The sequence below is a fragment of the Desulfobotulus alkaliphilus genome, from assembly GCF_007830435.1.
Classification (GTDB): Bacteria; Desulfobacterota; Desulfobacteria; order Desulfobacterales; family ASO4-4; genus Desulfobotulus; species Desulfobotulus alkaliphilus.
Genome location: NZ_VLLC01000007.1, coordinates 102,004 through 128,790 on the forward strand (window position 1 = coordinate 102,004; position 26,787 = coordinate 128,790).

Genomic DNA, 26,787 nt, shown 5'->3' on the forward strand with positions numbered 1-26,787 from the left:
TTCTGGATATGAAAAACCCAATCCGATAAAAGACAGGCCTGAGAGCCAGACCCCGAACCCGTATACAGAAACTTCGACAAACCACCGGCCAGAAAGGAGACCTTATGAGCATACCGGATACGGAATATCTGCTGGATAAAGGAGATCGTATTGTCTCCGTTGGTGGTGCCTGGGACAGTTTTGCAAAAGAAAACGGGGCCGCAAAGGTTTTTTCAGGGGATGTCTGCGGCCGATCTGTCTGGGATTATGTAACAGGTGATGCAACCAGAATGTGGCTGGAGGCCCTCTTCCAGCTTGCCCGATTGCGCCGGACAGAAATAGAACGGCCCTACCGCTGCGACTCTCCCGACGTAAAAAGATTCATGCGTATGCGCATCGCTGTGGAACAGGGGGGCCTGCTGCGCATAGGCCATGAAATTCTGGCAACGGAAAAACGCCCGGCATCCGTGCATATTCAATACGGTTCAGAAACCACAAAAAACCTCAGACAACGATGCAGCATCTGTGGCCGGATACGTGGCGATGGATGGCAGGAGCCGCATCCCGAGGATGCTGATATTTCCGGCATCCTTGTTGTGATTTATACGGTCTGCAAGGACTGCCGCGTTTATCCACATTCCCGTAACCTGTCGTAAAAAAATAAAAAAACACCTGAAAAACCTTGAGAAACCTGCCCTTCAGTGCTATCAATAGCCTCCCTTGAAATCTTTATTTTGCGGGACAAAAAAAACTGTCTAAATGAAGGATACCCCATGCATACCCCCCTTGCCCGTCTCAAAGGCTGTATGGTTATTACGGCCATTGCCCTTTCAACCCTCATCCTTTTTATTCCCCTGATTGCCGTCACCCTTGTCAAGGTGCTGATCCCCCTTAAACTCAGCCGCCTTGTCTGCACCCGCATGATCATCGGCATCAGCACCTCCTGGATTCAGGTGAACAACCTCATCTTTTCCCTTTTCCACAGAACCCGCTGGGAAATCCGTGGCGGTGAGAACCTTTCACCCGAAGGCTGGTATCTGGTTCTCTGCAACCACCAGAGCTGGGTGGACATCTTTGCACTCCAGAGAAATTTGAACGACAAAATTCCCTTTCTTAAATTCTTTTTAAAACAGGAACTGATCTGGGTGCCTGTCATGGGCCTTGTGTGGTGGGCACAGGATTATCCCTTCATGAAACGCTACTCCAAGGAATATATCCTGAAAAACCCCCATAAAAAGGGAAAGGATCTGGAAGCCACCCGGAAAGCCTGTGAAAAATTCCGCACAACCCCGGTCTCTGTCATGAATTTTGTGGAAGGCACCCGCATTACCGAAGCCAAGCATCTCCGCCAGAAAAGTCCCTTCCGGAGACTGCTCAGGCCCAAGTCCGCAGGAACGGCCTTTGTTCTTTCCGCCATGGGCAGGGAGATGAACACCATCGTGGATGTTACCCTTGCCTATCCCCATGGCGTGCCTTCTTTCTGGCAGTTCATCTGCGGTAATGTTCCCCTGATCCGCATGCACATCCGCACCCTTGCCATCCATGAAGAACTGCGGGGGGACTATTTCAATGACAGGGATTTCAGGGAATCCTTTCAGAAGGAGCTGAATGCCATATGGGAAGAAAAGGATATACTCCTTGCCCGAATGATGGAACCTGTCTGGCTGGAAGCAGAGGATGACGTAAAAAAAGTTGCCTGATGGCTATGTTTTTTCGACTGCTGCGATGATATCATGCCTCCTGCGAGATCAGGCCCCTGACTGCCCCCTGGCCTGCAGGGACAGGCCTGTGATCTTCCATGCCTGCCTGAGGAGAAAGGAAGCAAGCAGACAACCATGTCCATTCAGCTTGAACTCATCGACTTTGTTAAAAAAAATCTTCCGGATACACCCGATGACCCGGCGGCTTTTGAGGCATCGAAAGGCCCCTCCTCTCCGGGTTTCGGGCCGGATGTCAGCCGGGCTGTGCATTCCGCCCTGATCCTCAGGCCCGTTTTTGAGCTGGAAACCCGGCGTTTTGCCCAGGGGGAGGAGGCCTTCAGCGGGGAGATCTGGGGGCAGGTGGATCTGCTGTGGACGGCATTCGCCATTCTGGATGTCATCTCTGAGCTTACCGAATACCAGATCGGCGCCACCCGCAGCGAGGTGGTGCAGAAAATCCTTCCCCTTCTCCGCCAGCAGATGACCCCTGGGAAAAAATCTTTTTCCGATGAGGCCCTTGGGGAAGTCACCGCAAAAATATTTGATCATCTCACCAACCGGACCCACCGCTACCTGCCCTTTTCCTGCCCCTTTTTTGACGCAGATGCCGGACGCTACCGCACCCGCCGTTTCTGGCTCATCAAAAATGTTTATACGGGCGAAGGCAGCGAAGCCCTCTTTGCCCTCACGGAAGAAGGCTACACCGCCTATTTCGGCCTGCACGAAACCAGTGCCCTGGATGCCGCTGCCATCGGCAACCTGCGCATCAAGCTGCTCATTGAAAGGGGCAATCTGGATGACGCCATAGCCGTGGCTGAAAGCAACCGCAGGCAGTGCGCCAGAAAAGCCGGAGAAGTGCGAACGGTACGCCGTCAGATCAGCCGGAACATCAAGGCCCTTGCCTTTGACCGAATTCAGGCTCTGGCCGAAGAGGGGGTCAACCAGGTCATGGATATCCAGAAGGAAGGCAACCGGCTGCACAACCTTGTCATCGAAAACCTGCATGGCAGCGGATACAGGGGCCACAGCAGCACCCTGTACAGGCTGGCCGATAAGCTTGAGGCCTTAAGCCACCAGCTGATGAAGCTTTCCGGCCAGTTACAGAGCCTGCCCGAAGACTACCAGAAGCACAGCCACAAACTTTTCAGAAAAGAGGCCCCAGGGGTATTTCCCGGCATGGATGAGGTCATGGAGAGGATTTTCTCTTTAGATGAGGAAAACGCCGCCCGCATGGGAAGCGAGTTCATCGCCCGCATGAACCCTCCGGCAAGAAGACCCCTTTTTGATCCGGCATCGGTGATTGAGGCCTGCGACCGCGCCCTGGAACGGAAAAACCCGCCGGGCGATCAGAATCAGGTCATTTTCGAGGTGGACGGCGAACCCATGCTGCGTTTTCAGCCGGAACTGAATGAAAAGCTGATGCTTGAGGCCTTTCATCTGATCCACGATCATGTTTACCGCAAAAAAGAAATGAAACTGAGTCAGATTCTGGAACAGGCCCTGACAGAATCCAAAGAAGGTCTTTTCCCCGTGGCTGCGGCCATGGCCGTATTTCAGTGCCTTGTGGAAAAACGCATTGCAGACAGGTATGGCATCCATGTGGACATGCCCGACCCGCAAAGCCGCATCACCATGGATCTCGGAAGCGGAAGACGCTACCGGGGCCATGAACTGCGGCTGAGGCAGCGGGTTTCCAATCTCACTGGATGATATCCTTTATCTGAAGGAGTTGATTGATGAAAATTGATATGAGTTCCAAAGCCATTACCGAGCGCCTACAAACCGTCAGCCAGTTAAGAAAAGCATGTCTCGCCCTTGCCAGAACCAGTATCGCTAAAAAAATCATTAAAGAACATGCTTCCAATGAATCCGTTCAGAAAACAGCCCTTGCCCTTGGCCGATAAAGCTGTAACGGATTTACCCTCATCACCAGCCCAGTCAAGTCAGGATCCATTGCATTATGGAAAACCATACGGAATCCCTCCATGCGGCCAGCCGCCTGATTTATTTAAGCCTCATCCACAGCAGCGGCAGCCGCAGGGCCATGGCCCCCTTTGCCAGCGAAATGGCCGAACTCCTCCAGCGTTTTCAGTCCCAGGAAAGCTTCCGCCAGATGGTGGAAACGGGCCTGAAGGCCATGGAACTGCGGCTCCTTGCCCTGGAAGACAAAGGCCTTCGCCTTTCCGCCCGGCGTTCGGACAGTTTTTTTGCCGCCACCCTCACGGACTACGGAAAGCTCCTTGCCAGAAGTGACCTCAAAGCCGCAGAAATCCTTCCCGTTCACTGCGCCATTGCCACGGCCTTTTTTCCGACGGAGGCGGATCTGGATGCTCCTGTGGAGGATCTGGGTGCCATTGTCATTGTGGATGTCATGGATATCCTCAAGCGTTTTGCCCTTGCGGAATTGGCCCTGCCCGATGGAGAAACAAGGCTGCATCCCCAGGTGAAAAGCGTTGCCGAACGCCTCCGGCTTCTGCCCGAAGACAATCCGGACAGGCAAAGGGCAGGCAGCGGTACGAGCTGGGTGGAACTGATCACCATCGTACTGGATCACATGGTGGAAACGGGCTATCTGCTGGCCTTTGAAGAAACACCGGGGGAGGTGGAATACAGACCAACCCCTGCCTATCAGACCGCCCTTCGGGAAGGTATTGTCTATGCCTTCCATGCCTTCCGGGATATTGTGAAGGCCGCTTCCCTGGAGGAAAAAAACACCGCCGGAAGTGCGGCCGGGGAAGGAGAATCCCATGTTTAGACTCAAAAGGTTTTTTGTAAGCGATATCAAGGCAGGGGATAACATTCTGCGCAATGGCTTTGTGCCCGTGTTCCGGGAGGATGGCGATGCGGACCATGGGGTGCTTTTTGCCGCCAACGGCACCTGCAAAACCACCCTCTTATCCTTTATCCTCAGCGTATTCAGCCCCTCAAAGCAACGCTTTGTACAGCATCTGCAATCCGGCGGGGATAAAAGCCTGGACCAGTATCTGATTCCCGGCCGTCCTGCCATTGTCATGCTGGATCTGGCCATGGTGCTGCAACCCACCCTCTTTGAGGCAAAACCCGTGGATCATCTGGTTCTGGGCCAGCTTCTCTACCGGCACCGCAGCACGCCGGACCGCATGGACCGCAGCTTTTTTCTGGCCCAGTCCGCTGATTTTTTTGACACCCTCCGCAGCCAGTGGGATGGACTTTTAGATCAGGAAAAGCCCTATCAGGCCTTAAAGGATTTCATGGCCCCCCTTGTCCAGCAGACCACAAGCCAGAAGGAATGGGAGGAAACCCTGGAAGGGCTTGGGCTTGATCCCTGGCTCATTGACCGTCAGGTGGATTTTGCCCGCACGGAAGGGGGCATCAAGGATGCCTTCCGTTTTAAATCCGAAGGGGATTTTTTAAGCTTCTTCCTTGGCTGCGTGACGGATATGGATGCGGCCAAAGACCTGCGTGAGCGCATGGATCAGGACTTAAGCAAGATGAAGGACCGGCCGAGAAAACGGGCCCAGCTTCAGGCCGTACGGAGCTTAAAGGAACGCATCGCCGATTTTGACACCTTCGCCGCCCTCTGGCGCAGCGCAGGAAAAGCCATTGAAGCATGGCGGATGCAGCTGGGAGAAGCCAGCCACCTTCTCCATGGCGCAGAGGCTTCTTCCCGGACAGAGATGGAAGCCCTTGAAAGGGAGCAGGGGGAAACCGAAGGCTCTTTGAAAACCCTTCAGACCGATCTGGAAACCACCCGAAGCAATATCCTTTATCTGGAACATTTCAACCTCTCCTGTGAAATGGAAGAGGGAGAAAAAAGCCTTCAGCATACCATGAAGGAAAGCGAGGAGCTTAAGGCTGAAAAAAGCGCCCTTCTTGCTGCGGATTTCATGGCCGATATCCGAAAGAATCAGGCCGAAGCAGCCACAAAGGAAAAAGCCCTCGCCGAAGCAGGCGAAGAAATCACTCCCTTGCAGGAAAAGGTGAAAACCCTTGCGGCCCAGTACCATCTGCGTCTCGGTGCAGACCGCCACGGGCTGAAAACAATCATGGACAATCTGTGCAGGGAAGAGGAAGAAAGAAGGCAGCATCAGAAGTCTCTGGAAAATAAGCTGCAGACAGAAGAAAGCCTTCAGAAAGCCCTTGAAAGGGCGCTTGAGGATCTGAACCACAGAATTCGGGGGGCCGAAGCAGGCCTTATCCTGCTGCCCCTTCAGCCCGGAGAAGGACCTTCCGATGCCCTGAGCCGTCTTCATGGGGAAAAAGCAGCCCTTGAAGACCGCATCTCCATGGTTGAAAAGGAAATGAGGGCCGGGGAAGAAGCCCTGAAGGCCATGGACGGCAAATGGCGCAGCCTGCTGGAAGCCTCTTCCAAAGCAGAAAGCAAGCGGACCGAAGCCCTCAGGGCCATGGAGGAAGAAGCGGATCTGCGGCGGCGTCTTCTGGAAGATCCCCATCTTGTGCGCATTTCCGGAACCCTTGATATGGAAGTCAGCTCCGCAGAGCTTCTTTCAAGGCTGGATGCTGCCCTGACACGCAGCGAGGAGCGTCTCAGAACAAAAGAAAGGCAAACCCTTCAGCTGGAAGAAAAACTGGAAGCCTTAGGGCAGGGAGGGGGCCTTGCCGCCGATGACCTTACCCGCCGCCTTCTTTCCCATTACCATGAAAAGGGCATTTCACCAGGAGAGCTTAAATCCTATCCCGAATACCTTGCGGATCTCTACCCTTCGCCGGAAACCCTTGCCAGCTTCATCGAAGGCGATCCGGCCCGGTTCACGGGCATGATGGCGTCCAGTCCGGATATCATTGAACGCATCCTTGAGATGCCGGTGCCTTTCTGGCTGCACCGGCCCGTGGTGATCTCCACCCCATGCCCTCCCGAGGCGGTCCATGCCGTGGAACAGACCCTGATCCGCCCCCTGACACCCGAGGTCTATTCCAGGCAGCACATGGAAAAAGTGAGGGATGACTACCAAACAACGCTGGAAAAGATGGTAGGGGAAAGGGAAGAAACCCGGAGCACCCTGAAAGCCATGGAAGGCGTAAGCCGAAATCTCCACGCCTATCAGGAACGTTTTCCCGATGTCGGAGCTGTGGCGGCCCTGCGTGAACGGGTGGGCAGGGAGGAAAAAAATCTTTCCGCCATCAGAAATGCCATCGCTGAAACGGAGGCGGGCATGGAAGCCCTCAATGTCTCAAAGGCCGATCTGGAATCCCGATACCGCCATCTGAAAGACCAGCTTGCAGACCTTTCCCGGATACACCAGCAGGTAAACACCTGGCTCACATCCTTTGCGGATCTCGCAGCATGGCAGGAGGAAAGGGAAAAAAAGATTCTTGAAAAAAGAACTTTGGAAAAAACCATAAAAGCAGAAGGCAATCTTCTGGAGGAGCTGAAAGAAAAAACCCGCCAAATTCTTATGGATATCCACATATGCAAAAGTGATCTCAAAAGGCTGGACGAAAAGGCCTCAGAAATAAGTCAGCCCGAGGACAAAAAACTTACGGCTGCCGAGCAGGAAGAAGCCCTGTCCATGGACCTTCAGACCCTGCATCATCTTCATCATGCGGCAAGGGAAACCCTGAGGCAGATGGGCCATAGCCTTGGCATTGATCTTCTGACGAAAGAATTTGAGGATCTTCAGGGACGCATAGCAAGGCTTCAGTCCGAATTCGGAGCTTTTGGCCGCAGCCATACCTATGATGAAAAAACAGCAAAAGACTGGGCAGCGCGCAGCTTCAGGGAACGGAAGGAAGACCTTGAAATCCTTTCCGGAAAGCTGGAAGCACTGAAAGAGCGTCGCATCCGCATGGAAACGGAACTGGAACACAAAAAAAAGGATCAGGCCCGCAGCGAGGCCCTTCTTTCAGAACGCAAAGCCAAAGGCTTTTCTCCGGATCTTGGGGAAGAAGAGCTCAAGGATCAGGATACAGATGCCCTTTTGTACCAGCTGGAAAGTGAAAAAAGAAAGCGGCAGTCGGACTGCGAAGCCCTTTCTTCCCGCAGTCATCGCCTCAAAGAGAAACTCCGCTATCTTGAAAAATGGCATCAGGAACTTCGCATTGGCATGGCGGAAAACCAGTCCTTTGAGCCCCTCTGGGATGGAAATTCTCCCCGCCATCCATGGCCGGACCTTTTGGAACCGGCCGGAGACAGGATGGCTTCCATCGGAAAGCTGCTGGAAGAGATAAGGGAAATGGCCGCAGCCGAAAGAAAGGATCGTGAGGCCGGAGAAAGCGCCCGCAGGCGGATGCGGAGCGCCTTTGACCGTCTCCAGACCCACCTTCAGGATGACGCCTGTCGCCATGAACTGCCCGCTGTGGTGGATGCCCTGAGAAGCCACGATGCTGAATCCTTAGGCCATCAGGCCGACGACCTGATCCGGCGCTGCGAAGATATCGGCCGTAACATTGAAACGGATCTGGAAATTACCCAGCGCTTCATGGACAACCTTGTGGATATGCTGCTTCAGTACAGCCGGGATTATCACCAGAAACTGCAGGCCGCAACCAGAGAGCTTCTGCCGGAAACCGTTTTTATTTACGGCGGAAAACCCATTCTGCGTGCCGGTGTCCGCCTGGATTTTGCCCGTTATCAGGATGCCTTCCGCCAGTCTGTGGAAAACTGGCTCCACCAGCTCATGCAGCAGAACCGTCTGCCGGAAGTCAATGCAAAAGCAGGCAACGGCCTTGGCGCTGAACTGCTCTACCAGCTTCTGGGGGCCGCATCCGGCAAAGAGAATTTCGGCATCCGCATGCTGAAATGCGATGACTCCGGCAGCACCTACGAGCCCGTGGGAAAGGATCTCGGTTCCGGCGGCGAGGCCCTTACCATCGCCGTCATGCTCTATACACTTCTCATCTCCATGCGAAAAAAACGCAGCAGCGCTTCCGAGGGCAGAATTCCCGCCTTTCTCGTTCTGGACAATCCCTTAGGGGTCTGCAACCGCTCGGACTTTGTGGATGCCCAGCTCAAGGTGGCGGGAAACATGGGGCTTCAGTGCGTCTATTTCACCGGCATCCATGACCGGGAATCCTTAGAGCTTTTTGAACTGCGTACCGCCATCCGCAAAGGGGATAAAAAACTTGAGATCGACGGCGTTTCCTACAACTGCCTTGAAATCACGGAGCTGAATGTGGAAAAAACAAAGAAACAGGTGAACAATGGGTGATGTCATCTGTTCATGGCAGACATGCCTGCCCCAAGGCAAATCCCTTGTCTGGCCCGATGGCTGCAGGGATCTGACTGCCATTATTCCGAAAAATCAGCCTCCAGATCGGATCTGAGGGTTGCTTTGAAAGCTTCCTATAAGGTATGCTTAATTCATTTTTTTTGAAAATGAGAAAAAATGTCCAAAAAGGAGGAAAAACCATGAGTGATTCTAATTCGCACAGAAGTTTTTCTGATCAAGTCATACGGACAGGCTTATTAGTTATCCTTGCTTTGGTCATGATTGCTTGTGATGGTGGATCATCTTCACCAACTTCAAAAGACAGTGAATCCAAACCAGAAAAAGTAATTCTGCCTTCATTGGTTCAGTATTTTCCAGACAGTGGGCCGGCTGGAAGTGCCGTTTACCTTCAATTCAGCGAGTCGCTCATTCAAATATCTTCAAACCTGGAGGCTACATTTAACGAAGAACCTGTTGTTATAAAAGGATATACAGAAGATATTGCAGAAATATTCATCCCACCCAACGCCGTGCCAGGCAGCACTGGCATTATTCAAATCCAAACGACAGACTCCAAAGCACCACGCATTACTTTCAATGTAACTAAACCCAAAGCCATTCGCATAACCAGCCAAACCATTGAGCCATCCGGTACAGAGCAGGTAATAGGGTATGAGGACACTCTGAAGCTCACCATACCCGCAGGACTTATTGACCAACCACGCAATCTGACCATTGATGTTATTGATAATGCTCCACCAAGCAGCCTTAACCCCTTTAACCGGGTAGCAGTAGACATTACCATAGACGGGCTCACTCAGCTTGACAAAACCATTGAAATAGCAATGGCGTATAATACAAATGGACTCAATCCGGACTATGGTCCAGGTGAGCAACTTTTTGCCCAGCGCTTTGATAGCGATACTGGCCTATGGGTTGACCTGCCGCTTCAGGTAGATGAAGAAACCCAAACAGCTTATATTTATACCGATCATCTTAGTTACATTGCCCTTGTCGGCACTGCAGCGGGGTTAATGACTGCATACAGCCCAGCAGCAGTCGCCACCGGAGTAGGTGTTACTGGTGCAGTCGCAGCCAGTGGCTGGATAGCAGAGAAGATTGCCTACAGTACCTATACGACCCCTCAAGGTAATTTCCGTATCGTGTACCGCAACTATGCTACACCTGACAGTAGTGATATAGACAACTGGCAAAAGCCTGCGCTTGCTGCTGGACTGACCGGTTACAACAGCAAGTATCCTAAATATGTACAGGATGCAGGTGAGCTGCTTGAAGTTGCTTACCAAAATTATATCCATGCTGGATTAAAACGACCAGGCTCAAGAATTCTCGACATTCCACAGGCTACCACTGTCAAAATAAGTGGCGTGTGGCAGACAGCTACTGGAGATTTGCTTAAGGATTGGCGTGGCATCGGCGATGGTGACCAACCACAATATGGTAAAATATTCCGTGCTGTACATCTTCCTCTATCAATTTTCACTGATGGGTCGATTAATAATAATGATCTCATTATCATCGGACATGAACTCTTTCACCGTTTCCAGGCCGAATACTACACTATTCGCCGTTTTCTGAGCTGGGAAAATACCGGAGATTACTGGTGGATCGAAGCAACCGCCGAATACGCCGGACATAATGTAGCATGGGGCAATCTCACCCTTGATGGCCTTGACGCCCTCGTACAGGGCAATTTACTCAGCTATCCCATTGATTCCACCGGCATCAAAGCAGACTGGGGGAGGGACTATGAATATGTGAGCGCAACTTTTGTTGACCATCTTGTGCGTAAACAGGGTGTGGACTTTGGAGAACTGATTGAGTTTGTAGCCCGGGGAGAACCTAAAGCACAGCTTAACCAGTTTGCCGCATCCAGCCAAACTGGTGGCAGCCTCGGTTGGTGGTATCATCAGTTTGCCCGTGATACTGCCCTTACCAATATGTACCTCAGCTCTTTTCCACCAGCTAACTTTAATTTGCCACCATCAGCGAGTGCTGAGTACCTTTATAATTTTCAGGTTGCAGAGGCCAATGACATCCTGCACCTTCCAGAAGAAGCTTTTATGGAAATAGCAGTCGATGGTGATCCGTCTATAGTCGATATTGTTGTGATTCCTGATGGAAAAGAGTTTGCTGAAGCCGACTTTACCACATTTCTTTCTGGCCGTCCCCCCCAACAGTGGCAATTACAGACGTGGCAAATCAACAGCCTAAACCCCGGAGACACCATTTATATACTGGCAACCAATGATGGATTCTATGGTGAAGAGCACTATGTTAACGCCAGTATAATGGTGGATCATCAGAAAAGCACTGAAGAGGGTAGCGAAACCCTGGTCAGTCATCAGTTTTATCTTCCCGGCAAATATTCAGCTAAACTCTGGGCCGTTCAAATTGGTCAGGCAACACTCAGTATTGACCCGGATACTTTAAATGAAGCCTTACCGGATGAAGAGTACGCATTTTACCTAAACATTGAAGACATACCAAAAAACACAAATAAAATCGAAATATTATGGAGTTTTACCGGCGCTGACGGCGAGATCAGCCAAGATCAGGCGAGTGTTCCTGTCAGTGAAAACGGCACGGCTACATACACCATCAGGCACACTTTCAAAGAAGTAGCTGAAGAAGGGTTAAGTTTGCTTGTAACAGTACAGGATAAAGAGACAGCCAGCGAACTCGCCCGGGTAACCGTCCCCATAATGTTTCCTTTTAAAGTAACCATAACCGGCCCCCGCATACTCGTATGGGAACTTACCGGTGGAGCCAGCGAAGTTACCCAGAATTTTGAAGCGATGGCCGTTCCTGAAGCTTATTATGAATACAGATGGATTTTTGGAGACGGTAATACTCAAATAGACAAACCCCTGCCAGGAGAACGCTCAAGTGTCAGTCATACTTATGCAAATCTTAGTGCAGGCGACAAATTGTACCCTCGCATAGAGCTTTGGGATTTGACGGGTAAAAAACTCGCAGAAGATACTGTCTCCATACATGTAGAGCAAAAAAAGGAATCAGACCATGATATGGAAAGAATTGAACTCTTGCAGAGTATAGACTGCGGCTGGGATGTGGATTACTCGATACTGGAATATGCTGGCGATGATCGTGGAGAGGGGGGTTTTTGGTATAGAGTTCCATATCTTTATACTGTACAGCATGGAGTACATATTCGACTGAGAGACTACCAGTCTTCGCCGTTTGAAATTGTACAGACTTGCTGGCACGTACATCCAGATATTGAAAATGCCAATGTGGATCATGGCAATTATTATGGTTCGCTCAAGCATGGCGTATCCAGAATCTGGTTAAGTGACGGAACTCAAACCGCGGAAATTCTCTATAGAGAAAACAAACACCTATACGTGCTTGATCAAAGGGACCTTGAATCAAATCAACCATGGTGCGCAATAACAGACTATGTTGATAATAACTTTACCCGGCACGAGGGTAGCTGCCCATGGGTGGTCCCCTCTCCATATCCGGGCTATATTGAATCCAGCGAGTAATGGGATTTTGATTTCAGCCTTTTGCTTGGCAACAGTTATGCCACAACCTTAATTTATTTACTTTTCAAAGACTTATAGTTTAGGCAAAATAAAAATCTGAAGGACAGTACAGATTACCTGCCCCTGCAACACAGGACTGTAAAGCCTGTTGCGGGGGCAGGCCTTTGGTCTCAGTTCCGGGAAGGCCACAGCTACTAATAAAATCGAAACGCACTCGACAGAATATCTTCTCTTTCAGGCTTAATGAAAATGATCAGGTATTTTTATCTACGTCGAATGGCAAATGATCTTTTTAGTACGTAACACCTCCCCTCGGAATACCGAACCAGACGAACGTTAATCCCATGCGTACCAAATCAAAAAACAGCTTTTGCCTCACCCCCAAAAGGTGCAAAATATGAAAAAAAGAATCCTCTACGGCGAAGCCAATTATGCGGCCATTGTTCGTGAAAACGGATACTTTGTGGATAAAACCGCCTACATCGAAAAACTGGAATCCGTCAAAAATACCGTATTTCTGCGTCCAAGGCGTTTTGGAAAATCCCTGCTCTGCACCATGCTGGAGTCCTACTATTCGGTTTTATACAAAGATAACTTTGAAGAGCTTTTCGGCCACACATGGATAGGCAAAAACCCAACGCCCCTGCACAATACCCTGCTTGTGCTGCATCTGGATTTTTCCACCATTGAGACGGGTGAGCTGGAAGTGATGGAAAAAAGTTTCAACCATACTGTTAACTTAAAACTTAAAAGCCTCATACGAAACTGCCATGCATGGCTTAAAAACAGCCCGCCATTTGACCCAGAGGCAAGTGCCACAGCCAATCTTCAAAGCCTGTTGGATCATTTTTCACCCGACTGGCCCCATCCCCTCTATGTCATCATTGATGAGTACGACAATTTTGCCAACCAGCTCATCACAGGTCATAAAGACCTTCTTTATAAGCAGCTCATGGCCGATGACGGTTTTTTAAAAACCTTTTTCAAGCTTTTAAAAGAGGGCAGAAAAACCGGAGCCATCCACAATGTTTTCATCACTGGCGTTCTGCCCGTTACCATGGATGAACTGGCTTCGGGCTTCAACATTGCCACCTTCATCACCCTGAACCCCAAGTTTGAAAACATGATCGGCTTCACCCAGTCTGAAGTGGATTTACTTCTCGATGACATTTACAAAGACTATGACATCCGCCCGGATACCCGCAATGAGGTCCAGGATGTCATTAAAAATCAGTACAATGGCTATCATTTTATCAACCCGGAAGGTGAGGCCGTTTATAATTCCACCATTCTCCAGTATTTTCTGAGCTGGCTCTGTGAATTTAAAACCATGCCCAAACACTTGACGGACATGAACCTCAAAACGGATATCCTGTGGATCAAAAGAATCACCGGCTCCAACCCTGAGCTTACAGAAGATTTTGTCACCCGGCTGACAACCGAAAACAGCATTGACTATGACGACACCCTGCTCACCCAGAAATTCAACATGTCCCAATTTTTTGAAAAGGGTTTTTTCCCCATCTCCTTTTTTTATCTGGGCATGCTCACCCGGAAAAACGATTTTTCCCTCACTCTCCCCAACCTCAACATGAGAAGAATCTTTGTGGAATACTTCAATGAGCTGCACCGCATTGACGTTTCCACCGGCTACGGGGACATGATGCAGCATTTTGTTAAAACCCTTGACCTGAAAGCCCTGTTTGCGGGCTACTGGCAGGAATACGTTTCCCAGCTTCCCGAAGCCGTTTTCACCAAGGTAAATGAGAACTTCTACCGCACCACCTTTTATGAGCTGTGTTCCCGCTATCTTTCCCGCTGGTTCACCTGGAATGTGGAACGCTCCTACCCCAAAGGCAGGACGGATCTGGAGTTTGTGGGCAAATTCAATGAATGTTTTGCGGGCATTCGCATGGTCATCGAGTTCAAATACTTTTCCAATGCCGCCTTTAAAAAATTCAATACCAGCATTGAAAACTTCACCCTGATTCCTGAAGATACGGAACAGATGGCAGGCTATGTGGAAGGGCTTCAAAAGGAATACCCGGAGGCAAGGGTCAGCCAGCATGTGATTTACTGTTTCGGCAATGGGGGATTCAGGGTGTTTGATACGGCCCCCCTTCCGGCATCAAATGAACCTAAAAGCTGAACCCTCATCAGGCATGGCTTTTAAACGGCGCACTGGAGACAAAAAACCTTAAGATCAACGACTCTTCCTGAAACTGCCTTGAAATCACGGAGCTGCATGTGGAAAAAATGAAAAGACAGGTGAGCCATGGATGATGTTCTCTGTTCGTGGAAGGTGTGCCTTCCCCAAGGCAGATCCCTTGTCTGGCCCGATGGCTGCAGGGATCTGATTGCCATTATTCCGAAAAATAAGGCTCCAGAGCTTATCTGCAGCGGACTGGATGCCTCTCCGAGAATTGTGACCTGCCCGGAAGAAACCTGTTTTGTGGGCATCCGCCTTGCACCGGGCCTCACCTTTCCATGGGAAAAGGATGCCCCCGGCTCAAAGTGCAGGGATCAGTCCATCTCCCCATACCTGCCAGATCCGCACAGCTGCGGTTTTGAAGCCGATCCCGATGCCATAGGGCGTGTGCTTCTGCAGATGGTTTCGCTGGCAAACCCTGCCCCCCGCTGGATTGCAGACTACCTGACGGAACTGGGGACAGAGGGAAAAAAAAGGGCCACGGCATTCAGTCCGCGAAGCATCAGGAGGCAGATGGTTCAGTTCACGGGGGCATCGCCCAGCTACTGGAAGGGTCTGGCCCGGGCCCGGAAGGCGGGATATGCCATCGCTTCCTCCGATATCCCCCTGGCCCATATTGCCGCTGACCACGGTTTTTCAGATCAGGCCCATCTGAACAGGGAAATCAGACGCTGGTTCGGCTGCACTCCCAACATGCTTCGTGTGAACGGGGAGCTGTCCGCAGCCCGGCTGACAGCTCCCGATGCATTCCCCCATCCTCAGTCAAGAATATACTGCTGAAACTCCGCTGCCGGGGGAATGGGGTGGTAGCAGTAAACAAGGGCACCGGAGGGATCCAGAAGCCCAAAGCCCCTGTCTCCCCATGGATGATCTTCCAGAGGCATGATGACAGGCAGCCCCGCCTGATCATGAAGACGCTCGTACATGGCATCCGCATCCCTCACAAGGATATTGAGAAAAATTCCTCCGGTAAAAGGCACCATGCCTTCCTGGGGCTCCATAAGACAGATTTCCGGCCCCGATGGGGAAGCTCCAAGGCGAAGTACCACGTACCAGCCGCAGTCAAAGGCCGGACGGGCATCAAAGTGCGAGAGATAAAATGCCTTTGTTTCTTTAAGCTTCTGCGTGACAAGGGTTGTGCTGACGGATTGAATTTCCATATCTTCCTCCAGGGTTTCCTGTTTTCATAAAATGAAACTCTGGCGGGCAGCATAGCGCAATATCTGTGGCAAAATCTTGAATTTTTCGGCCAAAAGTTCGTGGTAATCAGAAAATATAAAGGAGGCTATCCATGGGAGACATCCTGCAGGAAGCTGTTCTGAAAGAGATACAATCCAGCAAGGTTAAACGCATAAAGACCCGTCCTCTCCTTGACGTCATCAAAAAAGAGTCCCTTAGCCCCATAGGAGATTTTGATCTTCCCAAGCGCCTTTTAGAAATTCTGCAGGCCCTTGAAAAAGAAAAACGGCTGCAAATGCCCAAAGGGAAGAAAGCCTTTGATAAGATAAGCAAACTCCCCGACTATATCACCGCCTTAAAGCCGGAAGAGGATGCGGCCATGGAACAAAAAAAGAGCAATCTTTACAATTTACGTAACCTGACCGCCTGGGAACCCAGACACATGATCGCCTTTGCCCCTCGTCTGAAAAAAGAAACAGAACTGGAGCTGGCAAAAAAGATCAACCATTATCTGTTGAACCGAAAATCCGATGCAAAAAAAATCCCCCACAGGGAGCGGGCTTTGCAGATTTTTGGAGATGAAAAGGCCTTGGATGGCCACACCCGCAAAGGACTTTTTGGTGGCAGAATCACCCTTGAAGATCTGGACTGCTTTTACTGCCCGGAGCCCCTTCCCTTCCAGAGCCCTTCACCGGACAAGGCCCTTCTTTCTGGCAAACCCCTTCTCGTTGTGGAGAACGCCAACACCTACTGGAGCTGCTGTCAGGCCAATGGCACCCTCAGCACCTTTGCCGCCGTGGTGTACGGTAAAGGCTTCAGGATAGCTGTAAACGAATCCGCCAATGACGGGCTGGAGCAGATCAGAGCAGATCTTAAAGCCTCAGAAATTCTCTATTTTGGCGACCTTGATCCCACAGGCATCGCCATTCCCGTGGGTATCAATGCCACGAGGGAAAAAAACAACCTTCCCCCGCTTCGGCCTGCCCTTTCCCTTTACAAGGCCCTCCTTGAAAAAAACCTCACTACAGCCTATGACGGCTCCCAGAGCAAACATCACAATCCCATGGATGCAAGGCAATGGCTGGGGGATGAACTGGCAGGCATTTATCTTGAAAAGACAGAGAACCTTCGATGGCCCCAGGAGGGTCTGACCGCCGAAGATATCCACAAAGCCCTGACTTAAAAGGCAATCTGATTACCTCCATTCGTTTAACAAAAATATAAGGCCATAGCGTTTAAGCATCAAGACGTTTTTCGGGTGTCTTTGAATAAAAACATCCGTTTTCAGATAAAAAACCAAGAGAACCGCTTCATACGCCAGAGGATCTACCCTGAAAACCACTGGCATGACAGGCAGATTACAAAACAGCGTTCACTGCCAGTCAGGCCCCTGCCAGAAACCCTTTGCCTTTTTTCATCAGACACAGGATATTGTCCCTGCAGATCATGGATAACTGCCCGATCCACAGGCGGTTTCATCTCCTGACAAAAAAACAGACGGAAAGGGATACTTTTATGAAAAAACTGCCTGCTATCATTGAGGTGGACAGTGAAAAATGCGTGAACTGTCATGCCTGTGTCTATGTCTGCCCCGTATATTACTGCAATGATGCCAGCGGCGACCATGTGGCATGCATCCCGGATCTGTGCATCGGATGCGGACAGTGCCTTACTGCCTGCACCCACGATGCCCGCCATGGCGTAGATGATTTCACGCCTTTTATGGAAGCCCTTTCCCGAAAAGAAAAAACCGTTGCCATTGTAGCCCCCGGTGTGGCCGCCAATTTTCCTGAACAATATCTGAATCTCAACGGCTGGCTGAAATCCCTTGGGGTTCAGGCCTTTTTCGATGTCAGTTTCGGGGCGGAACTCACCATACGCAGCTACCTTGAACACATGGAAGCAAAAAAACCAAAGGCCGTCATTTCCCAGCCCTGCCCCGCCATTGTTTCCTTCATTGAAATTTACCATCCGGAACTGCTCCCGTATCTCGCTCCGGCCCACAGCCCCATGCTCCATACCATAAAGATGGTGCAGGAATTCTATCCCGAATACAGGGGCGCAAAATTTGCTGTTATTTCTCCATGCTGGGCCAAAAAACGGGAATTCCATGCAACGGGCCTTGGGGATTACAATGTTACCTTCTCCTCCATTGCGGATTATCTCCGGAAGAACAGCATTTCCCTTTCCTCCTTCCCTGCCCTTGAATACGACAATCCGCCCGCAGAACGGGCCGTTCTTTTCTCCACACCCGGTGGCCTTCTCCGCACGGCGGAACGCTGGAATCCGGACATTGCTTCCGCAGCCCGTAAAATCGAAGGCCCCCATGTTGTTTATCACTACCTTGAAGGCCTTGCTCCCATGATTGCTTCGGGCAAGGCTCCCCTGCTCATCGACTGCCTGAACTGCGACACGGGCTGCAATGGCGGCACGGCAACACGGGGTAAAACCCTGCATCCCGATGAAATTGAATCCCTTGTGGAAGCCCGCAGCCGGAAAATGAAGGAGAAATACAAAAAGCAGGGTTTTCGTGGGGATGAGCGCACCAGAAAAAATCTGGAAACCCTTTTGAACCGCTACTGGAAAAAGGGACTCTATGACAGAAAATATGAAGACAGAAGCAACAGCCACGCCTTTCAACTGGATATTCCCGATGCAAAACTACAGGATGCCTACGCCAGCATGGGCAAGCACAGCACCAAAGACATGTACAACTGCAACTCCTGCGGCTACAAAACCTGCCATGCCATGGCCGTTGCCCTCCAAAACGGCCTGAACAAACCGGAAAACTGCCATTACCATCTGAAGGCAGAACTGGAGAAAAGGGCAAAGGAAATCGCCATCACCATGGTTCAGGACACAGGCCATGTGGCGGGTCTCATGGACAGGGCATCGGAAAATCTTTCATCCGTAGCCGGTGCAACGGAAGAAATGAGTGCCACCATCTCAGAGATTGCCCGCAGTTCGGAAAAGGCCCGCAGCACCGCCCAGGATGCGGAAAATCAGCTTGTCTCCACAGGAAAGATGATGCAGCAGTTGGGTGCATCATCGCAGGAAATCGGAAAGTTTACGGAAATCATTACGGATATATCCGCACAGATCAATCTGCTGGCCCTCAATGCCACCATAGAGGCGGCAAGGGCCGGTGAGGCAGGAAAGGGATTTGCCGTTGTTGCCGATGAAATCAAAGGCCTTGCCAGACAGACCGCCACGGCCACAGAAGATATCAAGGCAAGGATCAGCAGCGTGCAGACGTCTTCGGGCAATGCCATTGATGACATGGAAAAAATTACAGCCATCGTCCACAGCATCAGTGAAACGGTTCTGAGCATTGCTTCCGCCATTGAAGAACAGGCCACTGTCACAGAGAATGTGGCTGCCAATTTAGGAAATGTTTCCGAAGGCATCAAGGAGGCGGATGAAAAAATCAATGAAACTACGGATCATGCCAAAAACATGGCCAGGGAAGTGGCCGGTGTGGGAGAAGACGAGCTGGCAATGCTTCTCAATCAGCGGCACTGAGATACAATTGGGCCATCAGCCAAGGATAAAAAATCTGATACAACCAGGCAGTTTTTATTTCTAAATATTTAAACATGCTGCAAAGCCAACCATGGCTTGATTAACAGCTGCAAACATTTTTTCAGATATCCGGAGACCGGAGACCCATGCACATCATCAGCTGCCATAACAATACGGATTTTGATGCCCTGGCCTCCATGGTGGCGGCCTCCTTTATCTACCCGGAAGCCCTGCGGATTCTGCCAACCCAGCTCCAGCCCGGTGTGCAGGAATTTGTTTCCGTACACTGGGACATACTCCGGCTGCAATCCCGTAAAGGCCTTGATCTTTCCCATGTCCGTCAGCTCACCGTCACGGACACTGCCAACTGGGAGCGCCTTGACAACATGAAGACCCTTGCCGGACAAAAAGATCTCCGCACCATCGTATGGGATCATCACCCCGGACGGGGCAGCATCGAAGCTTCGGAGCTGCATCAGGAAGAAACGGGGGCTGCTGTTACCCTTCTTCTTGAAGAAATGAAAGCCAGAGACTGCGCATTTTCACCCGTTCACGCTACCCTTTTTCTTCTGGGCATCTATGATGACACAGGCTCCCTCTCCTTTCCTTCCACAACAGCCAGAGATGTGCATATGGCGGGCTTCATGCTGGAAAACGGGGCAGACCTCCATGTGGTGGCCGCCTATCAGGACAGTGCGCTGGATGACCGGCACATGGCTCTTTTCCAGCGTATGCTGGGCGAAGCCCAAACCATTTCTCTCGGAAGCCTGAAAATCGGAATCTCTTCCCTTGAAGTGGAAAAGGGACTGACCATGCTGCCCTCGGTAGTGCATCAGTTCAAAGACATTCAGGGGCTGGATGCGGCCTTCGGCATCTTTCCCATGGGGCCTGAAAAAATGGCCATCATTGCACGCAGCAGCGCAAGGGAGCTGGATCTGGGTGCCATGATGCGCAGACTGGGCGGCGGCGGACACCCCGGAGCAGGATCGGCCATCCTGAAGGGCAGTCTTGAAATCGTCCATCAGCAGGTTCTGGAATGTATCCACAGTACAAAGGTGGATGAAGCCTCCGTGCGTCACCTCATGACTCCTGTTCCTGTCCTGCTTTCTGCCGGAAATTCCGTCCGGCAGGCGGCAGATATCCTTAAAAAAACCGGAAAAACCGCACTCCCTGTGGTGGATGATGAAAACAGCTTTCTCGGCACCTTCTCCGAAAAAACCATTGCATCCATCCGCCAGGACCGGCAATGGGAGCAGCGCGTTACCGCCATGCTGAACAGGGATGTGCCTTCGGTTGCTCCTGATGACACCCTGCGCCATGCCCTGCTTCTCATGTCCCGCTCCGAAACCGGCCTTCTACCCGTGATTCTCAAGGGAAAACTTGCGGGTGAAATCACCAGAGCTTCCATTATTCTGAATATGTATTCATTTTAGTTCTGAACCAAGCGGCTCTCTTCTGAGCAACCTGATAAGTGACTCTATGACAAGACGCCGCCATGCACAGTGCCCCGCTATTCCGTGGAAACAAAAACCAAAGGTTGCCCCTCCCAAAATGCCATGTCCTGCCGGAAATAAGCTTTTCATGGGCAGAGCCTTGAAAAAATTTTCTGAGCATCCTATGACAGAATCCAGACGCAAGAATCATAGCCCGGAAGAAAACTGGCTGAGGAACCCGCTTGAAGGGGGGATGGGATTTCAAAAAGACCCCATGATTTATTTTAAAAAGCTCTGTTATCAATCAAATAATGGTCCATTCTGCTGTGAAAAAAATAAAGAAAAAACTGACAAAGGCACAGAAACAGGCAAGGAATGCAGCCAAAAAAGAGCGCCAGAAAAAATACCAGTGGATTTTCATCAATGGAAAACAGGTCAGAATCAAAAGACCTGAAACCATAGACGGAATCCCTGTGGATGAATTCATAGCGAACAATGCCGATCCCCTGTGGTTGCACAGAAATCAATTATGGGAGCTTATCAAAGAGGAAGAGTCCCTTTCCGATTCATATACTCCGGTTCTCTGTGTGGAGGAAGATGAGGATGGTATTCCATTTTAATTGAAAACACATATTTATGCACAAATCAGACTAGAAACACGAGGCCTCTAGGAATGACAGTATCTGGAATTTATGAATCTCTTGTCACACGCCTAATTCAAAAACGATTAGCAGAGCTTGAAGGCTCCTATTTCATCGAAAAACAGAAACTTGACCCTGCTGAGGCGGCAGAATACTTATCTCGTTTTTTATCCCGTGTACTGGTGATTGCTTTTGATTATTTGCCCAGCAATGAAGATAAAGTATTAAAACAAATTGATCTTTCTAATGCACTGGTCAAATGGCTTGCTGAGTATTTGAATAATGCTGAAATTTCAGAAAATCTCCTTGCATCACAAGGAGAAATACTCACAGCTCTTTTTGAAACGTCTAATCCAATTTCAGCAAATTTAAAATCCCATGTATTAAAAATTACTCCAAAAACGGGACTTACTCAAAGTGAACTTTTTACGGGAAGTAATACAGGAATTTCTCTTGAATCTGAGTTAAAGCGTGAAATTCTATCTTCTGATGAAATCTGCTGGTTGGTTTCATTTATCAAGTGGACTGGCATTAGAATTTTTTCCGATACTCTTAAAGAAGCTGTTTCAAACGGAACAAAAATAAGAATCATTACAACCTCATATATGGGGGCAACGGATCAAAAAGCCGTAGACTTTCTTGCCAGCCTACCAAATACAGAAGTTCGTCTCAGTTACAACACGGATCGTGAACGCCTTCATGCCAAAGCCTACCTTTTTCATAGAAAAAGCGGTTTTGATACAGGCTATATTGGTTCATCCAATCTTTCTCGTTCCGCATTAACAAACGGCCTAGAATGGAATCTCAAAGTAACAACACAAGAAATTCCCCATATTATAAAAAAATTTAAATCCACCTTTGAAACTTATTGGCAATCTCACGATTTTGAAACTTACCATGCAGGAAATGAAACCCACCGTACCCGTCTCAAAAAAGCCCTTCAAAGCGAGCGTGGTAGCGGATCATACTCTGAAGAAACGCAATTTTTCTTTGATATTGAACCCCATCCCTACCAGAAAGAAATTCTTGAACGCCTCTTTGTTGAACGAACCATACATCACCGTCATAAAAATTTAATCGTAGCTGCAACAGGCACGGGAAAAACTGTTATTTCAGCCTTTGACTTTCGCTCTTTTTATAAAAAAAATCCTTCTGCAAAACTCCTATTTGTTGCCCATCGTGAAGAAATTCTTAGACAGGCGCTGGCCACCTTCCGAGCTGTTTTACGCACAAGATCTTTTGGTGAGCTCTGGGTTGGTGGTGTAGAGCCAGACCATTACAAAGAACTCTTCGCATCGGTGCAAACGCTAAATAACCGTATTGATTCTCTGAATATAGCTCATGACTATTTTGACTATATTGTTGTGGATGAAGTTCACCATATTGCAGCAAATAGTTACCGTCCTATACTGAATCGTTTTACCCCAAAAATTCTTCTTGGCCTTACGGCTACACCTGAGCGACATGATGGAACCGACATTAGTGAAGATTTTTGCAACACGATTGCTGCAGAACTCCGCCTGCCCGAAGCAATAAACCTACGCCACCTCTGCCCATTCCAATATTTTGGCGTTGACGATACAGTTGATCTGTCCAACGTCAAGTGGGTAAAAGGAAAATATCTCCCCTCGGAGCTGACGAGAATCTACATGGCAAATGACCAGCGAGTTGGGCATATTCTCCGTACTATGGAGGACATTCTCGGGAATATTCACAAAATAAAAGCCCTTGCCTTCTGTGTTTCCCAAGACCATGCTCAATTTATGGCAGAAAAATTTTGCCTGAAAGGGCTCAAGGCTGGAGTGCTTACCAGTTTAAATTCTCAGGATCGCGTCTGCCTAAGGGAAAAATTGGTTAAAGGAGAAATAAACATTCTCTGTGTCGTCGATATTTTTAATGAAGGCGTAGATATACCTGAAATTGATACAGTTCTCTTTCTTCGACCAACAGAAAGTCTTACTATTTTTCTTCAACAATTAGGTCGTGGGCTTCGACTTTCTGAAGGAAAAGATTGCCTGACAGTTTTAGATTTTGTAGGAAACGCACATGCAGAATATGATTTTAGCCATAAATTCAGAGCTCTTATTGGAAAAAAACATATTTCGATCATTGATGAAGTTCAAGATGATTTCCCCCATCTTCCTCTGGGTTGTTCCATTGTTCTTCAGAAACAAGCAAAAGAGGTTATCCTTAAAAACATTCGCAATGCTATTGTAAACAAACAAAAACTTATCAAGTGGATACGTGGATACCCTAGTCAAACAAACCTCAAATTAACTCTATCCAATTTCATGACCCTCTACCCACAGGTTTCCCTAGAAGATATCTATAAAATCAAAATAAATGGTGGAGGTGGTTGGTCACGCCTTTGTGTACAAGCAGGATTTGCGGATGACACCCTGAATAAAAAAATTGAACAAGCAATGTTTCGTAGTATATCGAATAGACTTTTACAATGCAGTTCTCATTCTTACTTACTTTTTATTCAACAACTTATGAAAAGTGGAACATGGGATACTTCTAATGAAATAGAAAATCAGATGGCGCTTATGGCCCATTATGATTTCTGGCAAAAACCTGGCAAAGATTTTGGATTTGATACTCTTGAAAAATCACTTTCTGCACTAATCCGTGACAATAAGCTACGCTTAGAATGCCTAGATGTCATAAATCACCTTTTAAAAAACATTGAAACTATTGAACTTCCAATGGATATAGGGTTCCCATCCGCCTTAAACATTCACTCCAGATACACGCGTGATCAAATTCTAGCAGCTTTTGGCATAAACCGATTTGATAAAAAATCAGGGAGTCGGGAAGGCGTTGTAGAAATCAAACATCTAAACTGTGAACTTCTTTTTGTAACCCTTCAAAAAACAGATAAAAAATTTTCACCAACCACTTTTTACCATGATTATGCAATCAATGAAATTTTATTCCATTGGCAATCTCAGAACTCGGCACGTCCAGATAGGGGAAAAGGCTTATCCTATCTGCAACACAAAAAAAGCAATAAAAAGATCATCTTATTTGTTCGAGAAGACAGTACAGATGAGTATAAACGGGCAATGGGATTTGTAAATCTTGGCCCGGTTAATCTGGAATCTCATTATGGAAGTCAACCAATCAGCATCACTTGGCGTTTGCAAGAACCCCTCCCGCCATACCTATGGAGTGATGCCGCAAAGTTGGCAGCAGGATGACAAAGGAGCTGAAAACTTGGGACAATCTGTTTCCTTTGCCGGATTCCAAAGCTATTCAATAAGAAAATCAAGAAGATAAACAATCCTGATGCCTTCATAGTCATTGGGTATGGTTTTATCCATGGTGAGAATCATTTTCGGGTAATTGTCGGGAATGGCCTGAAGGCCTGCCGGGCATGGAATACGATAGGATGGCTCAGAATCTAAAGGGATACAGAAATTGCAACTTACAAACCCAAAAAAAGCGGGAGTGATATGGCGGATCAAGAAAAAGGCATTCCCAGAATAGAATCTTTAAAGGTTCTGAACTACAGGGCTTTAAAAGAAATTACCCTGGACAGACTGACACCCGTGACAGTTCTTCTTGGGCCAAATGGAAGCGGTAAATCAACAATTTTTGATGTATTTAATTTTCTGTCTGAATGCTTCCAGTATGGACTGCGCCATGCATGGGATCGCAGGGGCAGGAGCAAGGAACTGAAAAGCCGTGGCGCAAGCGGCCCCATCGTTTTTGAACTGAAATATCGTGAAGCTCCAAAGACTCCTGTTATTACTTATCACCTGGCTATAGATGAAGGAATCAAAGGGCCGGAGGTGGTGGAGGAGTGGCTTCAATGGCGACGGGGGAGCAAAGGCCAGCCGTTTCGCTTTCTGGAGTTTAAAAAAGGCATTGGACGTGCCGTCAGTGGTGAAGTACCCGATGCCGATGATGTAAGAGCAGAAAGTAATTTGCGTTCACCGGATCTCATTGCAGTGAATACACTGGGACAGCTTTCAGACCATCCCCGTGTGGCCGCATTGCGTGAGTTTATTACGGATTGGTATGTCTCTTATTTATCCATTGATCAAACCCGAAATCAGCCGGAAGCCGGGCCCCAGGATCGTTTGAATAAGAATGGTGACAACCTGCCCAATGTCATCCAGTATCTGAAGGAAAACCATACGGAAAGGCTGGAGCAGATATTTGCCATACTCAGGAAGCGAATTCCTCGCCTGGAACGGGTGGATGCCGATCTGATGCCGGATGGACGATTGCTCCTTCAGATCAAGGATGCCCCGTTCGAAAAACCGGTACTTTCAAAGTTTGCATCTGATGGCACAATGAAAATGCTGGCCTATTTAACGGTACTTTATGACCCTGAGCCCCCTCAATTTGTAGGGATCGAAGAACCGGAAAATTTCCTTCATCCCCGACTGCTGCCTGAACTGGCGGAGGAGTGCAGGGCTGCTTCTGAAAAAACGCAGCTTCTCGTAACCAGCCATTCTCCCTTCTTCCTTAATGCAATGAGAGCTGAAGAGGTGCGGGTTCTTTACCGGGATGAGCAAGGCTTCACCCATGCTGTTAAAGCATCGGAGATACAGGGAATTCCTGAAATGCTTCAAGCCGGTACAAGCCTTGGCCACCTCTGGATGGAAGGTCATTTTGGCTTTGGTGATCCCCTTATCAACTTCGGTGCCCCCAGAAAAAAGAAGCGGAAGGGGGGCAAGTAATGCTGGAAAAACTGCTTGTTTTTGTGGAAGAATATTCCATGGAAGCAGCATTGGAGCTTCTGCTTCCCAAAATGCTTGACGCAACAGATTATCAGATCATTCGTTTTCAATGCAAAGACGATCTCCTGAAACAACTGCCTGTACGGCTGAAAGGCTATAGCTCATGGATGCCGGAAAATTGGTCTGTCCTAGTGCTGGTAGACAGAGATGATGATGACTGTTCGGTTCTTAAGCACAAACTGGAACAAGCAGCCATCAGTTCTGGTTTTGTTACCAAAACAAGCGCAGCCAAGGGACAGCGTTTTAATGTTACCAACCGTATTGTCATAGAAGAACTGGAAGCATGGTATTTTGGAGACTGGAACGCAGTCAAAGCCGCTTATCCAAAGGTTCCGGTTACGATTCCCCAAAAAGCTCCCTATCGCAATCCTGATGCGATAAGCGGTGGTACCTGGGAGGCCCTGGAACGTGTGCTGAAACAGGCAGGGTATTTTTCAACTGGTTTACGCAAGGCAGAATGTGCCCGGGAGATTGCCCTGCATATGAATATTCATCAGAACAGATCTGGCAGTTTCAATATGTTTCTTACTGCTGTACAAGCTATTTTAGACAAAAAAGTTATTTGAGTACACGGACTGGCTACATCAAAAACGGTGAGGTGATCTTATGAGAACGCCACAGGAAAAAAGCCAATAATACAGGAGCTATTGCTTGAGAATCCATAGAAAATTAAGTAGGGAGCAAGGCCT

Annotated in this window: 19 protein-coding genes; 17 read left to right on the forward strand and 2 right to left on the reverse strand. The window is 49.0% G+C overall.

Annotated elements, in window-relative coordinates:
* The first annotated feature begins 104 nt into the window (after window positions 1-104).
* From LZ24_RS06040 to LZ24_RS06075, 9 genes are all read left to right on the forward strand, one after another.
* Complete coding sequence (locus tag LZ24_RS06040; protein WP_144683480.1) at window positions 105-635, forward strand: hypothetical protein; 531 nt, start codon at window positions 105-107, stop codon at window positions 633-635.
* Between the two features lie 117 nt (window positions 636-752).
* A complete protein-coding gene (locus LZ24_RS06045) occupies window positions 753-1,679 on the forward strand; it encodes an acyltransferase (RefSeq protein ID WP_144683483.1) in 927 nt (308 codons plus the stop codon).
* A gap of 135 nt (window positions 1,680-1,814) precedes the next feature.
* On the forward strand, window positions 1,815-3,389 hold the full coding sequence (locus tag LZ24_RS06050; RefSeq protein WP_144683486.1) for a hypothetical protein: 1,575 nt from the start codon (window positions 1,815-1,817) through the stop codon (window positions 3,387-3,389).
* Window positions 3,390-3,415: 26 nt separating this feature from the next.
* Window positions 3,416-3,583, forward strand: a complete 168-nt coding sequence (locus LZ24_RS17175; RefSeq protein ID WP_186442968.1) for a hypothetical protein — start codon at window positions 3,416-3,418, stop codon at window positions 3,581-3,583.
* A gap of 56 nt (window positions 3,584-3,639) precedes the next feature.
* Entirely contained in the window at window positions 3,640-4,434 is a 795-nt protein-coding gene (locus tag LZ24_RS06055) for a hypothetical protein (protein WP_144683489.1), read from the forward strand.
* The gene (locus tag LZ24_RS06060) at window positions 4,427-8,827 is read left to right on the forward strand and encodes a coiled-coil domain-containing protein (RefSeq protein ID WP_144683492.1); all 4,401 of its coding nucleotides are present in this window, start codon (window positions 4,427-4,429) and stop codon (window positions 8,825-8,827) included. Before LZ24_RS06055 ends, LZ24_RS06060 begins: the two co-directional genes overlap by 8 nt.
* Window positions 8,828-9,027: 200 nt before the next feature.
* A complete protein-coding gene (locus LZ24_RS06065) occupies window positions 9,028-12,360 on the forward strand; it encodes a hypothetical protein (RefSeq protein WP_144683495.1) in 3,333 nt (1,110 codons plus the stop codon).
* A 397-nt stretch (window positions 12,361-12,757) separates the two neighbouring features.
* The gene (locus tag LZ24_RS06070; RefSeq protein ID WP_144683498.1) at window positions 12,758-14,509 is read left to right on the forward strand and encodes an AAA family ATPase; all 1,752 of its coding nucleotides are present in this window, start codon (window positions 12,758-12,760) and stop codon (window positions 14,507-14,509) included.
* A 126-nt stretch (window positions 14,510-14,635) separates the two neighbouring features.
* On the forward strand, window positions 14,636-15,349 hold the full coding sequence (locus LZ24_RS06075) for a helix-turn-helix domain-containing protein (RefSeq protein WP_144683500.1): 714 nt from the start codon (window positions 14,636-14,638) through the stop codon (window positions 15,347-15,349).
* On the opposite strand, the gene LZ24_RS06080 is transcribed toward LZ24_RS06075, so the two are convergent.
* A complete protein-coding gene (locus tag LZ24_RS06080) occupies window positions 15,328-15,729 on the reverse strand; it encodes a VOC family protein (RefSeq protein WP_144683503.1) in 402 nt (133 codons plus the stop codon). The genes LZ24_RS06075 and LZ24_RS06080 overlap by 22 nt on opposite strands.
* Window positions 15,730-15,860: 131 nt before the next feature.
* Between LZ24_RS06080 and LZ24_RS06085 the strand changes: the two genes are divergently transcribed.
* From LZ24_RS06085 to LZ24_RS06105, 6 genes are all read left to right on the forward strand, one after another.
* Window positions 15,861-16,931 (forward strand): Wadjet anti-phage system protein JetD domain-containing protein, encoded by a 1,071-nt coding sequence (locus LZ24_RS06085; RefSeq protein WP_144683504.1) that lies wholly within the window; start codon window positions 15,861-15,863, stop codon window positions 16,929-16,931.
* 332 nt (window positions 16,932-17,263) lie between these two features.
* The gene (locus tag LZ24_RS06090) at window positions 17,264-19,270 is read left to right on the forward strand and encodes a methyl-accepting chemotaxis protein (protein WP_186442969.1); all 2,007 of its coding nucleotides are present in this window, start codon (window positions 17,264-17,266) and stop codon (window positions 19,268-19,270) included.
* Between the two features lie 146 nt (window positions 19,271-19,416).
* Window positions 19,417-20,703 (forward strand): CBS domain-containing protein, encoded by a 1,287-nt coding sequence (locus tag LZ24_RS06095; protein ID WP_144683510.1) that lies wholly within the window; start codon window positions 19,417-19,419, stop codon window positions 20,701-20,703.
* Window positions 20,704-20,749: 46 nt separating this feature from the next.
* The gene (locus LZ24_RS17550) at window positions 20,750-21,157 is read left to right on the forward strand and encodes a hypothetical protein (protein ID WP_222427555.1); all 408 of its coding nucleotides are present in this window, start codon (window positions 20,750-20,752) and stop codon (window positions 21,155-21,157) included.
* A gap of 19 nt (window positions 21,158-21,176) precedes the next feature.
* The gene (locus LZ24_RS17555; RefSeq protein WP_222427556.1) at window positions 21,177-21,323 is read left to right on the forward strand and encodes a hypothetical protein; all 147 of its coding nucleotides are present in this window, start codon (window positions 21,177-21,179) and stop codon (window positions 21,321-21,323) included.
* Between the two features lie 53 nt (window positions 21,324-21,376).
* Window positions 21,377-24,547, forward strand: a complete 3,171-nt coding sequence (locus LZ24_RS06105; protein ID WP_144683516.1) for a DUF3427 domain-containing protein — start codon at window positions 21,377-21,379, stop codon at window positions 24,545-24,547.
* Between the two features lie 51 nt (window positions 24,548-24,598).
* Here the strand turns inward: LZ24_RS06105 and LZ24_RS06110 are convergent, their stop codons facing one another.
* Window positions 24,599-24,814, reverse strand: a complete 216-nt coding sequence (locus tag LZ24_RS06110) for a hypothetical protein (protein WP_144683519.1) — start codon at window positions 24,812-24,814, stop codon at window positions 24,599-24,601.
* Here LZ24_RS06110 and LZ24_RS06115 point away from each other — a divergent pair.
* Both LZ24_RS06115 and LZ24_RS06120 read left to right on the forward strand, forming a co-directional pair.
* On the forward strand, window positions 24,803-26,038 hold the full coding sequence (locus LZ24_RS06115) for an AAA family ATPase (protein WP_144683522.1): 1,236 nt from the start codon (window positions 24,803-24,805) through the stop codon (window positions 26,036-26,038). The two genes, LZ24_RS06110 and LZ24_RS06115, sit on opposite strands and share 12 nt — an antisense overlap.
* Complete coding sequence (locus LZ24_RS06120) at window positions 26,038-26,664, forward strand: DUF4276 family protein (RefSeq protein WP_144683525.1); 627 nt, start codon at window positions 26,038-26,040, stop codon at window positions 26,662-26,664. Before LZ24_RS06115 ends, LZ24_RS06120 begins: the two co-directional genes overlap by 1 nt.
* Window positions 26,665-26,787: the final 123 nt, after the last annotated feature.

Coding starts and splice junctions, on each gene's coding strand:
- LZ24_RS06040 (WP_144683480.1), top strand. CDS start 105: ATGAGCATACCGGATACGGAATATCTGCTGGATAAAGGAGATCGTATT.
- LZ24_RS06045 (WP_144683483.1), top strand. CDS start 753: ATGCATACCCCCCTTGCCCGTCTCAAAGGCTGTATGGTTATTACGGCC.
- LZ24_RS06050 (WP_144683486.1), top strand. CDS start 1,815: ATGTCCATTCAGCTTGAACTCATCGACTTTGTTAAAAAAAATCTTCCG.
- LZ24_RS17175 (WP_186442968.1), top strand. CDS start 3,416: ATGAAAATTGATATGAGTTCCAAAGCCATTACCGAGCGCCTACAAACC.
- LZ24_RS06055 (WP_144683489.1), top strand. CDS start 3,640: ATGGAAAACCATACGGAATCCCTCCATGCGGCCAGCCGCCTGATTTAT.
- LZ24_RS06060 (WP_144683492.1), top strand. CDS start 4,427: ATGTTTAGACTCAAAAGGTTTTTTGTAAGCGATATCAAGGCAGGGGAT.
- LZ24_RS06065 (WP_144683495.1), top strand. CDS start 9,028: ATGAGTGATTCTAATTCGCACAGAAGTTTTTCTGATCAAGTCATACGG.
- LZ24_RS06070 (WP_144683498.1), top strand. CDS start 12,758: ATGAAAAAAAGAATCCTCTACGGCGAAGCCAATTATGCGGCCATTGTT.
- LZ24_RS06075 (WP_144683500.1), top strand. CDS start 14,636: ATGGATGATGTTCTCTGTTCGTGGAAGGTGTGCCTTCCCCAAGGCAGA.
- LZ24_RS06080 (WP_144683503.1), bottom strand. CDS start 15,729: ATGGAAATTCAATCCGTCAGCACAACCCTTGTCACGCAGAAGCTTAAA.
- LZ24_RS06085 (WP_144683504.1), top strand. CDS start 15,861: ATGGGAGACATCCTGCAGGAAGCTGTTCTGAAAGAGATACAATCCAGC.
- LZ24_RS06090 (WP_186442969.1), top strand. CDS start 17,264: ATGAAAAAACTGCCTGCTATCATTGAGGTGGACAGTGAAAAATGCGTG.
- LZ24_RS06095 (WP_144683510.1), top strand. CDS start 19,417: ATGCACATCATCAGCTGCCATAACAATACGGATTTTGATGCCCTGGCC.
- LZ24_RS17550 (WP_222427555.1), top strand. CDS start 20,750: ATGACAAGACGCCGCCATGCACAGTGCCCCGCTATTCCGTGGAAACAA.
- LZ24_RS06105 (WP_144683516.1), top strand. CDS start 21,377: ATGACAGTATCTGGAATTTATGAATCTCTTGTCACACGCCTAATTCAA.
- LZ24_RS06115 (WP_144683522.1), top strand. CDS start 24,803: ATGGCGGATCAAGAAAAAGGCATTCCCAGAATAGAATCTTTAAAGGTT.
- LZ24_RS06120 (WP_144683525.1), top strand. CDS start 26,038: ATGCTGGAAAAACTGCTTGTTTTTGTGGAAGAATATTCCATGGAAGCA.